Genomic DNA, 13,386 nt, shown 5'->3' with positions numbered 1-13,386 from the left:
ATACGGAGGTGACCTTTCTTCGGTTCAGGCCGATGAATTCCGCGTCACCACGTGCGGCTTCTCGTCACAGATGGCGACGGAGCCACGGCAGCAGCTCGTCGGCCTGCCACCGCTGGAACGAGCGCACCGACGGCAGCGAGGGCGGCGGCGGGAGCCTGGAGATGTCGCGGAAGAACCCGGCGAAACCGGCCATCACGCCGACCACGTTCCGCCGGTCGAGGTCCGCGATCACCCGTTCGGGATCGCCGCCGTGCACGATGATGTTGAGCGCCAGCAGCACCCGGTCGAGCCAGGGCGGCGCGGTGGCGGCCCAGGGCCAGTCGACGATGACCAGGCGGCCGTCGGGCCGGACGAGGATGTTGTCGGCCCGGATGTCGCAGTGCGCGAGGGTGTCGCCGTCGCTCAGCGCGGCCAGCCCGTGCTCGGCCGCCGCGATCAGGGCGGGCAGGTGGGCGGCGGCCCACGGGTCGAGGTCGGCGGGCGGGTCGGCGGCCAGGCGCCGCCAGCCCCCGAAGCCCTCGGCGAGGTGGTCGGTGACCGCGGGCACGGGAAGGGGCGCCGGGGTGAGGGCGTCGGCCAGCTCGGCCAGGGCGGCCACGGCCGCGTCGATCTCGCTCTCGACCCAGGGCGTCCGCGGCGGGACGCCCTCGACGTCCTCCAGCACCAGCACGACCCAGTCGCCGTCGTCGAACGAGCCCAGCACGCGCGGGGTGGGTGCGTGCTCGGGCAGGGCCGCGCTGATGCGGGCCTCCTCGCGGGCGAGCTCGGCGGAGCGCTCGTTGAGGGCCGGGGTGACCGCCTTGACGAAGGCACGCCGGCCGTCGGCGGTGACGACCCGGTCGGCCGTGCCGGGCGAGAAGCCGCCGGTCTGCGAGACGGCCGCCACGACCGGGCCGCCGACGATGCCCTCGATCCGCTGCCGGACTCCGGTGGGCAGGTCGCGCCAGCCGATCCGGGTTCCCGTTGCTTGCGCCATGGGGTGATCGTGGCAGCCGGGCGCGCTCCCGGGCGAGGGAGTTTTCTGTCGTGGCAGACTCTTGTAGCGGGGGTGCACATGGGATCGCTGGGGTGGGCGGTCACGTTGTCGGTGCTCTCCGCGGCCAGTTACGCGGCCGCGGCGGTCGCCCAGGAACGCCTGGCCGAGCACGGCCAGCGCGGCCTGACCCGGTGGGCCGTCGCGCTGCTGCTGACCGGCGGCGGCGTCGTGCTGCACGTGGTGGCGCTCAATTTCGGCACGGTCGCCGTCGTGCAGGCCCTGGGCACGCTCACGCTGTTGTTCGCGCTCCCCATCGCCGCCGTGCGCTATCGCACCAGCATCGGCCGCGCCTCCTGGATCGACGCGATCCTCACGGTCCTCGGCCTGGCCCTGATCCTGTCGCTGTCGGTCGAGTCGTCCGAGCCGGCCGTGCTGGCCCCGCCCGACGACCGGCATCTGGCGCTGATCACGCTGGCCGTGGTGGCCGTGCTGACGCTGGCCGCCTGGCCGGCCGGTCCCCGGGTGCGGTCGGTGCTGCTCGCGGCCGCGGCCGGCGTCGCCTTCGGCATCGCCTCGGTGCTGTCCAAGGCGGTGCTGGCCGCGTTCACCGACGGCGGCGCCGGCGCGGTGTCCCCGTTCGCCGGCGTTGCGGTGCTGGTCTTCGCCACGGGCGGCTATGTGCTGGGCCAGCTCTCCTACGGCCGGGCCGGCCTGGCCGCCCCGCTGGCCACGGTCAGCGTGGCCAACCCGATCGTGGCCGCGACGGCCGGCGTGGTCGTCTTCGACGAGAGTTTCCGCTTCGGCCCGGCGGGCCTGCTGATGGTCGGGTTCGCCGCCGCGGTCATGACCCTGGGCGTGCTCGGCCTGGCCCGCCGGGCCGCCGCGACCTCACCGTCCGACAGCCGCGACGATCGGCGCACGGCCGACCTCTCATAGCGCCCGGGGCAGGGTGACCGTCACGACCAGGCCGCCCTCGTCGCGGGCGTCGGCGCGGACGTCGCCGCCGTGGGCCCGCGCGACCGCCCGCACGATCGAGAGCCCCAGACCGGCGCCGGGGGAGTGCAGCCGGTCGGTGCCGAAACGGTGGAACGGCTCGAACAGGCCGGGCACCTCGTAGCGCGGGATCACCGGGCCCGAGTTGCTGACCTCGAGCACCACCCAGCCGTCGAGCCGGGTGCCCGAGCGCACCCGCACCCAGCCGTTGACCGGCACGTTGTGCCGTACGCCGTTCTCGACCAGGTTTTGCACGAGGCGCTCGAGCAGCACGGGGTTGCCGGCGACCGTCGCCTCCTGCGGCTCGGTGAGCACCTTGACCGTGTCGGAGACGGCGACGTGATCGACGATGTCGGCCAGGTCGACGTAGGACCGCTCGGTCACCGGTCGTTCCGACTGGGCCAGCAGCAGCAGCCCGTCGATCAGCCGCCCGTGCCGGTCGTTGATCGCCAGCAGGGTCGTGCCCAGCTGGCGCACCTCCGCCGACGCGGTCTCGGGCGTGAGCGCTACCTCGAGCAGGGTGCGGTTGAGCGTGAGCGGCGTGCGCAGCTCGTGCGAGGCGCTGGCGATGAACCGGCGCTGCCCGTCGAACGAGTGGTCGAGCCGGGCCAGCATGACGTCGAACGTGTCGGCCAGCTCCTTGATCTCGTCCTGGGGGCCGGTCAGGGCGATCCGCTCGTGCAGGCCGCGGTCGGCGTCGGGGGCGTCGGCGATCCGGCGGGCGGTGGCGGTGATCTGCTGCAACGGCTGGAGCATGCGCCCGGCGACCAGCCAGCCCAGCGCGATCATCGCCGCGCTCACCACGACCAGCGCGATCGCGCCCTGGGAGAGCAGCGTGGTGAGGGTGTCCTCGCTCTGGGCCGAGAGGAACCGCTGGTTCGTGGTCACGCCCGCGGCGGGCATCGTCGTGTCCACCTTGGCCAGCACGGTGGGCAGCCGCTGCGAGAACAGCACGGCCGTCGCGCCCAGCAGCACCAGGCCGGCCAGCACGAACAGGCCGCCGTAGACGAGCGTCAACCGGCCCCGCACGGTCAGTCTCATGGGATGCGATACCCCACTCCCGGTTCGGTCAGCACGACGGCCGGCTCGCCGAGCTTGCGCCGCAACTTCAAGATCGTCATCCGTACGGCGTGGGTGAACGGGTCGGCGTTCTCGTCCCACGCCTTCTCGAGCAGCGTCTCGGCCGACACCGCCGTGCCGTCGGCGCGCAGCAGCTCGGCCAGCACCGCGAACTCCTTGCGGGAGAGCGGCACGTACCGGCCGTCGCGGTGCACCTCGCGCCGGTGCGGGTCGAGGCTGATGCCCGCGCGGCGCAGCACCGGCGGCGCGGCCGAACGCGCACGCCGGCCCAGCGCGATGACCCGGGCGCTCAGCTCGCGCAGCGCGAACGGCTTCGGCAGATAGTCGTCGGCGCCCAGCGACAACCCGGTCACCCGGTCGTCGATCCCGGCCGCGGCGGTCAGCATCAGCACCCGGGTATCGCCCTCGCGCTCGACCAGCGCCCGGCACACGTCGTCGCCGTGCACGCCGGGCAGATCGCGGTCGAGCACCACCACGTCGTAGTCGTTGACGCCGACCCGCTCGAGCGCGGCGCCGCCGTCGTAGACCACGTCGACCGCGTGCGCGTCGTGCCGCAGACCCTGAGCCACGGCATCGGCGAGCAGCGGTTCGTCCTCGACCACCAGGATCCGCATGCGCCCATCCTCCCGCGCCGCGGTGTCACGTGGGCGTCACCGTTTTTCGTGACGGCCGGGAAACGTCGCGCTCGCTTCACTTCGACCCGACGGCAGCGCTCCGGCTGCCCGGTGAAGGAGCTGATATGCGTACGGGAAAGGTTGTCATCGCCGGCCTGATGATGGTGCTGGTCTCGGCCGGCTGCGCGGCGAAGGACAGCGACGGGGACGGGGTGGCGACGGCGCGGCAGGGCGCGACCGCCGGCCCGTCGGCGTCGGCATCGTCCACATTCGACGAGGACGCCCCGCTCAAGTTCGCGCAGTGCATGCGGGAGCACGGCATGACGTGGTTCCCCGACCCGGACCCGGGCGGGCGGATGACGATCAAGACGCCGAAGGGCATGGACCCGAAGAAGTTCGAGGAAGCGCAGCAGGCGTGCCAGAAGTTCGCGCCGGACGGCGGCGAGGCCCGGAAACCGGACCCCGAGATGATCGAGATGGCCCGGCAGATGGCCAAGTGCATGCGCGAGAACGGCGTTCCGGAATTCCCGGACCCGCAGAGCGACGGCTCGCTGCGGCTCGACGCCGGCAAGCTGAGCGTCAAGCCGGGCGACCCCACATTCGACAAGGCCGAGGAGAAGTGCTCGAAGTACATGCCCGGCGGCGGGACCCGCAGTGAGAAGCGTCCCGTCGGCAGCGGGGTGAACGCGTGAGCCGCCGACGGACGACGGGCGTGATCGCGGGCGTGCTCACCATCGGTGCGGTCGCCGCCGCGGTCACCGTGATCAACCTGCCCGCGACGGAGAGCGGCGACGGCACGACCAGCAGCGGACCCGCGGAGACGGCGGACGTCACGAAGCAGACGCTGATCGACCGCGAGTCGCACCCCGGCACGCTCGGTCACGGCGACACCAGCACCGTCGCCGCGCGTGAATCGGGCACGCTCACCGCCCTGCCCGCGAGCGGCGCGGTGATCATCAGGGGCAAGCCGCTCTATCGTCTCGACAACAAACCAGTTCCCCTCCTGTACGGGACCCTGCCCGCCTATCGCACGCTGCAGCCCGGCGTCGAGGGGGCCGACGTGCTGCAGTTCGAGAAGAACCTGCGCGCGCTCGGCTACACGGGTTTCACCGTCGACGACGAATACACGTCCGCGACCGCCGAGGCCGTCGAGGACTGGCAGGACGACCTCGGGCTGAGCGAGACGGGACGGGTCGGGACGGGCCAGATCGCGTACGGGAAAGGGCAGGTCAGGGTCGACTCGCTCAGCTCGGAAGCCGGCGCCGTGGTGCAGCCGGGGACCGAGCTGTTCAAGACGACCGGCACGACGATGGTGGCGACGGTCGCGCTCGACGTCGACGATCAGCGGCTGGCCCGCAAGGGCGCGGCGGTCGAGGTCGAGATGCCCGACGGGAGCACGGCGGCGGGGAAGATCACCGGTGTCGAGACGGTCGTCGAGCCGGGTCAAGGCAACGAGGAGGACACGACCAAGATCGAGGTGACGGTCGCGTTCGCCAAGACGCCGAAGGGCCTGGACGAGGCGGCCGTCGCCGTCGGCTTCGTCGCCTCGCAACGGCCGGACGTGCTCACCGTACCCGTGGCGGCGCTGCTCGCGCTGGCCGAGGGCGGCTACGGGCTGGAGGTCGTCGAGTCCGGCGCCACCCGCATCGTCGCCGTCGAGACCGGGCTGTTCGCCGACGGGCGAGTCGAGGTGTCCGGCGACGGCATCCGGCCCGGGGTGAAGGTGGGGATGCCGTCGTGAGCGCGGTCATCGAAGTTCCGCCCGGCGTGACTTCGGGGGGCATCTCGTGAGCGCGGTCATCGAAGTTCCGCCCGGCGTGACTTCGGGGGGCATCTCGTGAGCGCGGTCATCGAGCTGGCCGGCGTGACCAAGGCGTATCCGGGTGGGGTGACGGCGGTGCGGTCCGTCGACTTGTCCGTCGAGTACGGCGAGCTGGTGGCGATCGTCGGGCCGTCCGGTTCCGGCAAGACGACGATGCTGCATCTGATCGGCACGCTCGACCGGCCCACGCAGGGCTCGGTGCGGATCGACGGGCACGACGTGGCCACGCTCGGCGACCGGCAGCTGTCGGCGTTGCGGGCCGGGCGGATCGGGTTCGTGTTCCAGCAGTTCCACCTGGCGCCGGGGCGGACGGCGATCGCCAACGTGGCCGACGGGCTGCTCTACTCCGGCGTACGGCGCAAGGAGCGGGAGTGGCGCGCCGAGGCCGCCCTCGTCCGGGTCGGCCTCGGCGACCGGCTCGGACATCGGCCCCACCAGCTGTCCGGCGGGGAACGGCAACGGGTCGCGATCGCGCGGGCGGTGGCGGGGGACCCGGCCGTGCTGCTGGCCGACGAGCCGACCGGCAACCTCGACTCCGTTTCCGGCGCCGGAGTGGTCGAGCTGCTGCGCGAGCTCAACGCGGCGGGCACCACCGTGCTGATCATCACGCACGATCACGAGATCGCCGGCGGCCTGCCCCGGCAGGTGCCCATGCGCGACGGGCGGGTGATCTGACATGCGGCCCTCGGATCTGCTCGGCCTGGCCGCGTACGGGCTCCGATCGCGCCCGCTGCGGGCCGTCCTGTCGGCCCTGGGCATCGCGATCGGCATCGCCGCCATGACCGCGGTCGTCGGCATCTCGTCGTCGAGCCGGGCCGAGCTCGACCGCGAGCTGGCCGCCCTGGGCACCAACATGCTCACCGTCACCCCCGGGCAGACGATGTTCGGCGAGGAGGCCGTGCTGCCCGACTCGGCACCGTCGATGATCAAGCGGATCGGGCCGGTGCAGTCGGCCACGGCGACCGGTCAGGTGCCGGACGCGGCGGTCTATCGCACCGACAAGATCCCGGTGGGGGAGACAGGCGGGCTGAGCGTGCTGGCGGCCTCGGCCGACTTGCTGCCCACGGTCGGCGGCGACCTCGCCCGGGGCAGCTGGCTCAACGCGAAATACCCGACCGTGGTGCTCGGATCGACGGCGGCGCGGCGGCTCGGCGACGTGCCGTCGGTCTACCTCGGGGGACGCTGGTGGACGGTGACCGGCGTGCTCGACCCGGTGCCGCTGGCGCCCGAGCTCGACCAGTCGGTGCTGATCGGCTGGGAGTCGGCGGCGTCGTACCTCGGGTTCGACGGGCACCCGACCACCGTCTACACGCGGTCGGCGGATGCGCTGGTGGAAGCCGTACGGGCGGTGCTGGCGCCGACCGCGAACCCGTGGAGCCCCGACGAGGTCGACGTGTCGAAGCCGTCGGACGCCCTCACCGCGCGGCGGGCCACCAACGACGCGTTCACGGCCCTGCTGCTGGGGCTGGGCGCGGTGGCGTTGCTGGTGGGCGGGATCGGGGTGGCCAACACGATGGTGATCTCGGTGCTGGAACGGCGGGCCGAGATCGGGCTGCGGCGGTCCCTCGGGGCCACCCGGGGGCAGATCCGCACCCAGTTCGTCACCGAGTCGCTGCTGCTCTCGCTGCTCGGCGGCGCGGCCGGGGTGCTGCTCGGCTATCTGGTGACCGGCCTGTACGCGGTCACCCAGGACTGGCCGGCGGTGGTGCCGATGTGGGTGCTGCGCGGCGGGGTCGGGGCGACACTCGTGATCGGCGCGATCGCCGGGTGGTATCCGGCCGTACGGGCGGCCCGGCTGTCCCCGACCGAGGCGTTGACCGGCTGATTCACAGTTTGACCGGGCAGCCTGGTGCGCATGATTCGGGTGCTCGCCGGGGTGGGGGCCGCCTGCGTGGCGGCCTCCCTCGGCTTCTACGCGGCGCTGCACGTCGCGCCGCCGTCGGCCTCGCTCGACTGGAGCCGGCGGACCATCAGCCAGTACGCGCTGCTGGAGAACGGCTGGTGGTTCGACGCGGCCACGCTGCTGCTCGCGGCCGGGTCGGTGGCGGTGCTGGCGGCGGCCCGCCGAGCCGGAATCGTCCGCGGCGGCGCGGCGGTGGCCTTGCTGCTGTGGGCCCTGGGACTGGTCGGGGTCGTCTGGTTCGAGAAGCACAACTGGGCGACGGGACCGTCGACGAGCGGGGACATCCACCGGGTGGCCAGCGTGGTGGCGTTCCTGAGTCTGCCGGTGGCGGCGCTGCTGGCCTCGGCCCGGTCGCTGCGGGACCGGGGGGCTCGCTGGGTGGCGGCGGGGGGCGTGGTCTCACTGTTGTGCTTCACCCCGATCTTGTGGGCCGTGCTGTCCGAGCCGTGGACGGGGGTGCGGTGGTGGCGGGCCATCCCGCTCGGCACGGTGGAACGGCTGCTGGGGCTGGCCGAGGTGGTGACTCTGCTGCTGATCGCAGGCTGGGCAGTGCGCCGCCGGACGCATGGACCGAAATCCGGCCGGGTGCCGCCCTGCGGATCGTCTTTGCCGTCGCGCGGTTGAGGTGCCGCAGGACCGCGCGGTGCAGGCGATGACACGCGCCTCAGATCGACTTTCGATGCTCGGCGGCTGAGTGTACTCTGCAATCCGCATTCGGAAAACTGCGTTCTGCAGACTGCCCAAGGCACATTCACTAGCATCGGACGGTATGGCGATGGCGAAGATGGTGGACGACCTGCACGACTCGGATGCCTTCCGGCGTCTGCGAGATGTCGAGAGGGTCGCCCAAAGCATCTTCTACAACGCGCCGAGCTTCGTGCCCGGCGTGCTTCAGGTGCCGGCGTATTCGCGGGAGATCATCGAGAGCACCGCTTCGTCGGCGAGCATGGACGATCAGCGGCTGCGAGTTCGGGACGAGCGCCGCAAGGCGTTCCTGGCTCGGCTCGACAGCGATGCTCCGCCTCAGGTTCATGTGCTGCTCAGCGAAACCGTGTTCCGTCAGGCGCCGGCTGGATCGGCGGTGATGCGGGAGCAGATCGAGCACCTTCTCGCACTCTCCGACCGGCCCACGGTCCGGGTCGGAGTCGTGCCGCTCGAACGGCGTTGGCATCGCGGCCTGCTGGGAAACTACGAAGTTCTCGACACGGCAGCAGGCAGCCTGGCGTTCGCCGAAGGTCCGTTCGGAGACACGATCATCACCGACGGCGACCGGGTGGACCTGGTTCGGGAACAGGTGCGTTCTCTGATGAACGCGGCCGCGACTGGAGAAGAGGGTCGCGCCCTGCTGGCGAAGCTGGTCAGCGACTAGTCGGAGCCATGAGCGGGCAGGTCCGACCGGTCCTCCTTCAGGTCGGCGATGAAAGCCCGGAACGTGTCGACGTCGAACGCAAGCACCGGGCCGGAACGATCCTTGGTGTCGCGCATGAACACCTGGTCGCCTTCCCGCCTGATCTCGACACAGTTCGCTCCGCTGCTCTTGGTGCTCTTGTGCCAGCCAGTCTTCATCTCGTTGTCCACTGTGCCTCCTGGAGCGGCGAACTGTCGCCCATGGAGAACGGCCAAGTCGCATGGGCGGCGCTGCGGCGCGGCTGAACGCGCCGAGCCGTGAATCGAGCCGAACTGCCCCATCGGAGTCGGCTGATCACTCACAGTACCTGACATTCAGTGTTCTGGATCCCCCGGCGCCGCCATGGCGGACCTATTAGACCCGTGGCGATAATTGACATCTATCCCATGCGGTAGGATTCTGCGGGTGGGCTTTGGCCACCTGCAAATTGCAGATCGGCACTCGGTCCCGCCGCGGTGAAAGGTGCATGGCATGTCGGACGCCTCTGACCGATCCGTCGTGCCCACCGAGACGGTCGGCCCGAAGATCGCCCGGGCGAATGTGGCCCTGCGCTTGAAGTCGCTGCGTGATGGGTTGGGCCTGTCAGCTGCGGCGGTGGCCAAGACCATGGACTGGTCGGTCTCGAAACTGACCAGAATCGAAAAGGGCGAGGTGACTGTTCAGCCTCTGGAGGTCCGCGCTCTTCTCGGGCACTACCACATCTCCGATGAGCACGTCGTCGCGGAACTGTCCCGGCTTGCCCGTCTTTCCCGTTCTCGTCAGTGGTACAGCCGGCATCGGCTGGCCGGTGCCTTCGCTGATTTCGTCGCTTTCGAGAACGAGGCCGCCGAAATCCATGTCTGGCAATTGCTTTTCGTTCCCGGACTGCTGCAGACGCGCGACTACGCCCGTGCCATCACCGCGCGCACTCTTCGCACCGATCCGAACGACGAGCAGGTCAAGGCCCGAGTGGACCTGCGAATGGACCGCCAGGAGGCACTGTTCGAGCGGCAACGTGGTGACAGCCCTCCCCGGGTGACGGTGGTGTTCGACGAATCCGCACTCCGGCGACCACTCGGCGGACACGAAGTCATGGCCCGTCAACTCGACCACCTTCTGGCGCTGGCCGAAGACCCTCAACGCTTCGTCTTCGGCGTGGCGCCGCTCGACCTCGAACATCACTCGGGTCTCGGCGGCTCATTCGAGCTGCTCAAGTTCGCCGGCACGCACGATGACGTGATGTTCGTCGAGGCTGCCGCCGGATACGACTTCCTGGTCGTCAATCGCGAAGAAACCGACCGGCACAACGCGCTCTTCAAAGATCTGCTCGACTACGGCCGGACGGGTGACCGGGCCCTGCAAACGATCCGATCCATCCGGGACGAAATGCGGGCCGGCTGATCCTCGGTCAAGGTCGCGGCCGGCTGTTGGCTTCCACGGCCCGGACGACCGCCCGGCGCACCTGCTCGAACACACGCTGATTGTCCGAAGTGAACAGCACCACCCGGCGTCCCCGGTGCAGGGCGGTCAGCTCCATGTTGCGAGGATTGCGGTAGTCGTCGATCCAGACCGCCCCACCCACACCCATCGCGGCGAGCACACCGGCCGCGCAAGGCAGCCAGGCCGAACCGCTCACGGCGGCGACGCCGACCGACAGCACCAGCTCCAAGGCTCCGGTGTAGAGGGCCACGGCACGCGCCGGGTGGACGTAGAGGTAGGACGGATCCTCGACGACGAGATCGCGAACTCGGTAGATCGAGTCCTCGGTCTCGATGTACGTGCGGGTGACCACGATGCCTGGGCCCGGGTAGTAGACGGGGCGGCCGGTCTCTGAGGTGTCTGAGTTCAGTGTCATGACGATCCTCCTGACTGTTATCGTCAGGCGTCTGTCGGCTATCAGCAACCCTCTCTCCAGCCCTCGCCGTCGGCGGCCAGCTATCTGCCGAACGCAGATACGGCACTCTGCAGGCATTTGGGCGATTTAAGCCAGCGGTATTTGCACCCTTAACAGCCGTTTCGTCACTTGCGACGCTGAATGCAGCGCTACCCGCTTATCGCGATCAAGGAGCGGCAACGGCGGGCGATGGGGGATCCGGGAGGCTTGCCCCCACGGCGTTGGGGGTCTGGGGCTCGGGCCCCAGGAAGACTCAAGCGCGCCCGGCAGGATTCGAACCTGCGACCGACGGATTAGAAGTCCGTTGCTCTATCCGCTGAGCTACGAGCGCATGGGGCCCACAGCTTATCTTGCCGGGGGCGGGCCGAGGGTAACGCAGTCGTCCGGTGGATTATGTTGGCGGCTCGTCAACAGGGGTGTCAACCGGCTTCCGGGAGAGCGGCCAAGCCGGCGCGGGCGCGGGCTTGTTCGGCCGGGTCGTCGATCAGGCGGGCGGTGCCCAGGGCGACTTGGAAACTCGTGCGCGCCTCCTCGGTGCGGCCCGCGCCGGCCAGGGCCTCGCCGCGGCCGTTCAGGGCGCACGTCTGTCCGTAGCGTTCGCCCAGTTCGCCGAAGATGGCGACCGCCCGGTCGTACGAGTCGAGTGCCGCCGCGTAGTTGCCGAGCCGGGTGTCGGCGTCTCCGAGATTTGTCAGGGCCGTCGCCTCGCCGCCGCGGTGGCTGAGGTCGCGGAACAGGGCGAGGGCCCGCCGGTGATGCTCGGCCGCCTCCGGCACGCGGTTCATCCGGACGTAGACGTCGCCCAGGTTGGTCAGGGTGTTCGCCTCGCCCACCCGGTCACCGATTGCGACGAACTGGTCGAGCGCCCGCGCATGATGGGCGGCCGACTCCGCGTGGTTGCCGAACGCGTTGTGCACCACACCCAGGTTGCCCAGCGCCCGCGCCTGACCACGACCGTCGCCCAGATCGCGGAACAATGCCAGCGCCTCGGTCAGCTGCTCGAGCGCCTCCGGATGCCGGCCCAGCTGCCAGTGCACGACGGCCAGGTTGACCAGCGCATTCGCCTCACCCGCGGAATCACCGGAGCGGGCCGCGGCATGACGGGCCTCCGAATGTACGGCGATCGCGTCCGCGGGATAACCACCGTTGTCGAGATAGGTGTAGAGCGTCGCGGCCAGCCGTACGGCATGGGCCGGCCAGCCGTGGCGCGCCGCGTGCAAGCAGGTCGCGACCAGGGTGGCTCGCTCGGTGTCCAACCAGTGCAGCGCCGCCTTCGGATCAGACAGATCAGGCCCCCGTACGTCGTGAGGGTCGAGCACGGGACGGCGGTGCTTCTCGGCCGGGTGCAGCGCGTCCATCGCGGCCGCGGCGGCGTACAGGTAATGGTCGAAAAGCCGGGTCAGGGCCGCGCGGCGCTCGGCCGGCCGCTCCTCGTCGGCGGCCCGCTCGGTGGCGTACGCCCGGACCAGGTCGTGCAGCACGAAACGGCCCGGCACCGGCTGCTGCACCAGATGCTCGGCGGTCAGGCGGCGCAGATGCTCCTCGGTCTCGTCGAGTTCGGCGTCGAGCAGGGCGGCCGCCGCGAACACGTCGAGATCCTGACCCGGATGACCGGCCAGCCGGTGCAGCAGGATCCGCCGGCGCTCGGGCAGGCCCTGCTCCGACAAGTGCAGGGCCAGCTGCACGCCGTCGTCGAGGCGATGGTTGCGGTGCCGCTCGTCGAGCCGGTCGGCGTGGTCGGCCACCGACCAGCCCGGCGTCGCCGCCATCTGCCCGGCCACCACCGTCAGCGCCAGCGGCAGATAACCGCAGCGCTGCGCGACCCGCTCGACTGCGGCCGAGTCGGCATCGGCCGGCACCGCCCCGGCCAGCAGCTCGGACGCCTCGTCGGAGGAGAACACGTCGAGGTCGATCCGGGTCGCCGGGCCGATGCCGGTGAGGTCGCGGCGCGACGTGACCAGCGTCAACGCGTCCGGCGTGAGCAGCGGGCGCACCTGCTCCTCGTCGACCGCATTGTCCAGAATGACCAGTGCCCGGCGGCCGGCGACCTGGTCGCGGAACAGCGCCGAGCGCGAGTTCAGATCGTGCGGAATCTGCCGCGCGGGCACCCCGAGCGCGCGCAGGAACCCGTCCAGCACGGCGCCGGGCTCGACCGGGGGCTGGCTCTCGTCGGGGTGGAAACCGCGAAGATCGACAAAGAGCGTCGTTTCCGCCGTACGCCGGTGACCGGCATGAACGGCGAGCTGAGTCTTGCCCACACCGGCCATCCCCGTGATCACACAGACGCCGGCCGCCCGCTCGAGCGAGGCGAGATGCGGCTCACGGCCCACGAACGAGGACGCCTCGCTGGGCAGCCCGGCCAGGACCCGTACGGTGGCCGCGGCCTGCTTCTCGGCCAGCGTGACCCGGATCGCCTGCCGCCAGCGCGACAGGTAGGCCCCGTCGTCGTGCAGCGCCGCCACCACCGCGACCACCAAGTCCGGATTGACCCGGCGGCGGCCGTCGCGGAAGCAGTCGACGATCGTGCCCCGGCCCGTCGGACCGTGACTCGCATTGACCCGCTTCGTGATCGTGTCGTACGAGGGATCACCGGCCCAGGCCTTCAGGGAACGCAGGGCGGCCGCCAATTCGTCGAGGGTGCGGCAACCGGCCGGGTCGGGCGGATCCTCGAGCATTCCGGAACGATAGCAATCTATGTTCGGAATCGTTCGGATTTT

14 protein-coding genes and 1 tRNA gene are annotated in these 13,386 nt (G+C 70.8%); 8 read left to right on the top strand and 7 right to left on the bottom strand.

Going from position 1 to position 13,386, the window contains the following annotated elements:
• Positions 1-64: 64 nt before the first annotated feature.
• The gene (locus JKJ07_RS39455; protein ID WP_202997126.1) at positions 65-976 is read right to left on the bottom strand and encodes a phosphotransferase; all 912 of its coding nucleotides are present in this window, start codon (positions 974-976) and stop codon (positions 65-67) included.
• A 78-nt stretch (positions 977-1,054) separates the two neighbouring features.
• Here JKJ07_RS39455 and JKJ07_RS39450 point away from each other — a divergent pair, with 78 nt between their 5' ends.
• On the top strand, positions 1,055-1,912 hold the full coding sequence (locus JKJ07_RS39450) for a DMT family transporter (RefSeq protein WP_202997125.1): 858 nt from the start codon (positions 1,055-1,057) through the stop codon (positions 1,910-1,912).
• On the opposite strand, the gene JKJ07_RS39445 is transcribed toward JKJ07_RS39450, so the two are convergent.
• Both JKJ07_RS39445 and JKJ07_RS39440 read right to left on the bottom strand, forming a co-directional pair.
• The gene (locus tag JKJ07_RS39445; RefSeq protein ID WP_202997124.1) at positions 1,907-3,010 is read right to left on the bottom strand and encodes a sensor histidine kinase; all 1,104 of its coding nucleotides are present in this window, start codon (positions 3,008-3,010) and stop codon (positions 1,907-1,909) included. The two genes, JKJ07_RS39450 and JKJ07_RS39445, sit on opposite strands and share 6 nt — an antisense overlap.
• Entirely contained in the window at positions 3,007-3,663 is a 657-nt protein-coding gene (locus JKJ07_RS39440) for a response regulator transcription factor (protein WP_202997123.1), read from the bottom strand. The genes JKJ07_RS39445 and JKJ07_RS39440 overlap by 4 nt, the downstream gene beginning before the upstream one ends.
• Positions 3,664-3,788: 125 nt before the next feature.
• Here JKJ07_RS39440 and JKJ07_RS39435 point away from each other — a divergent pair, with 125 nt between their 5' ends.
• The 6 genes from JKJ07_RS39435 (at position 3,789) to JKJ07_RS39410 (ending at position 8,757) form a co-directional block, all read left to right on the top strand.
• Positions 3,789-4,355: a hypothetical protein gene (locus JKJ07_RS39435; protein ID WP_236030674.1), complete on the top strand. Its 567-nt coding sequence runs from the start codon at positions 3,789-3,791 to the stop codon at positions 4,353-4,355.
• Positions 4,352-5,404: a peptidoglycan-binding protein gene (locus JKJ07_RS39430; protein WP_202997122.1), complete on the top strand. Its 1,053-nt coding sequence runs from the start codon at positions 4,352-4,354 to the stop codon at positions 5,402-5,404. The genes JKJ07_RS39435 and JKJ07_RS39430 overlap by 4 nt, the downstream gene beginning before the upstream one ends.
• Before the next feature lie 96 nt (positions 5,405-5,500).
• Positions 5,501-6,160, top strand: coding sequence for an ABC transporter ATP-binding protein (locus tag JKJ07_RS39425; protein ID WP_202997121.1), 660 nt, complete (start codon positions 5,501-5,503; stop codon positions 6,158-6,160).
• 1 nt (position 6,161) lies between these two features.
• Positions 6,162-7,310: an ABC transporter permease gene (locus JKJ07_RS39420; protein ID WP_202997120.1), complete on the top strand. Its 1,149-nt coding sequence runs from the start codon at positions 6,162-6,164 to the stop codon at positions 7,308-7,310.
• 30 nt (positions 7,311-7,340) lie between these two features.
• Positions 7,341-8,012, top strand: coding sequence for a DUF998 domain-containing protein (locus JKJ07_RS39415; RefSeq protein WP_202997119.1), 672 nt, complete (start codon positions 7,341-7,343; stop codon positions 8,010-8,012).
• 145 nt (positions 8,013-8,157) lie between these two features.
• Positions 8,158-8,757 (top strand): DUF5753 domain-containing protein, encoded by a 600-nt coding sequence (locus tag JKJ07_RS39410; RefSeq protein WP_202997118.1) that lies wholly within the window; start codon positions 8,158-8,160, stop codon positions 8,755-8,757.
• Here the strand turns inward: JKJ07_RS39410 and JKJ07_RS39405 are convergent.
• On the bottom strand, positions 8,754-8,966 hold the full coding sequence (locus JKJ07_RS39405) for a DUF397 domain-containing protein (protein WP_307834641.1): 213 nt from the start codon (positions 8,964-8,966) through the stop codon (positions 8,754-8,756). The genes JKJ07_RS39410 and JKJ07_RS39405 overlap by 4 nt on opposite strands.
• A gap of 301 nt (positions 8,967-9,267) precedes the next feature.
• Between JKJ07_RS39405 and JKJ07_RS39400 the strand changes: the two genes are divergently transcribed.
• Positions 9,268-10,176, top strand: a complete 909-nt coding sequence (locus JKJ07_RS39400; protein WP_202997117.1) for a helix-turn-helix domain-containing protein — start codon at positions 9,268-9,270, stop codon at positions 10,174-10,176.
• Positions 10,177-10,183: 7 nt separating this feature from the next.
• On the opposite strand, the gene JKJ07_RS39395 is transcribed toward JKJ07_RS39400, so the two are convergent.
• The 3 genes from JKJ07_RS39395 to JKJ07_RS39385 form a co-directional block, all read right to left on the bottom strand.
• Positions 10,184-10,630: a DUF6232 family protein gene (locus JKJ07_RS39395; protein WP_202997116.1), complete on the bottom strand. Its 447-nt coding sequence runs from the start codon at positions 10,628-10,630 to the stop codon at positions 10,184-10,186.
• Between the two features lie 297 nt (positions 10,631-10,927).
• Positions 10,928-11,000, bottom strand: a tRNA-Arg gene (locus JKJ07_RS39390).
• A gap of 88 nt (positions 11,001-11,088) precedes the next feature.
• The gene (locus JKJ07_RS39385) at positions 11,089-13,344 is read right to left on the bottom strand and encodes a tetratricopeptide repeat protein (protein WP_202997115.1); all 2,256 of its coding nucleotides are present in this window, start codon (positions 13,342-13,344) and stop codon (positions 11,089-11,091) included.
• Positions 13,345-13,386: the final 42 nt, after the last annotated feature.

This window comes from Paractinoplanes lichenicola (assembly GCF_016785085.1).
In the GTDB taxonomy this organism is placed as follows: Bacteria; Actinomycetota; Actinomycetes; order Mycobacteriales; family Micromonosporaceae; genus Actinoplanes; species Actinoplanes lichenicola.
Note: the sequence above shows the minus strand (reverse complement) of the source record. Positions and strands in the feature narration are given on the sequence as shown.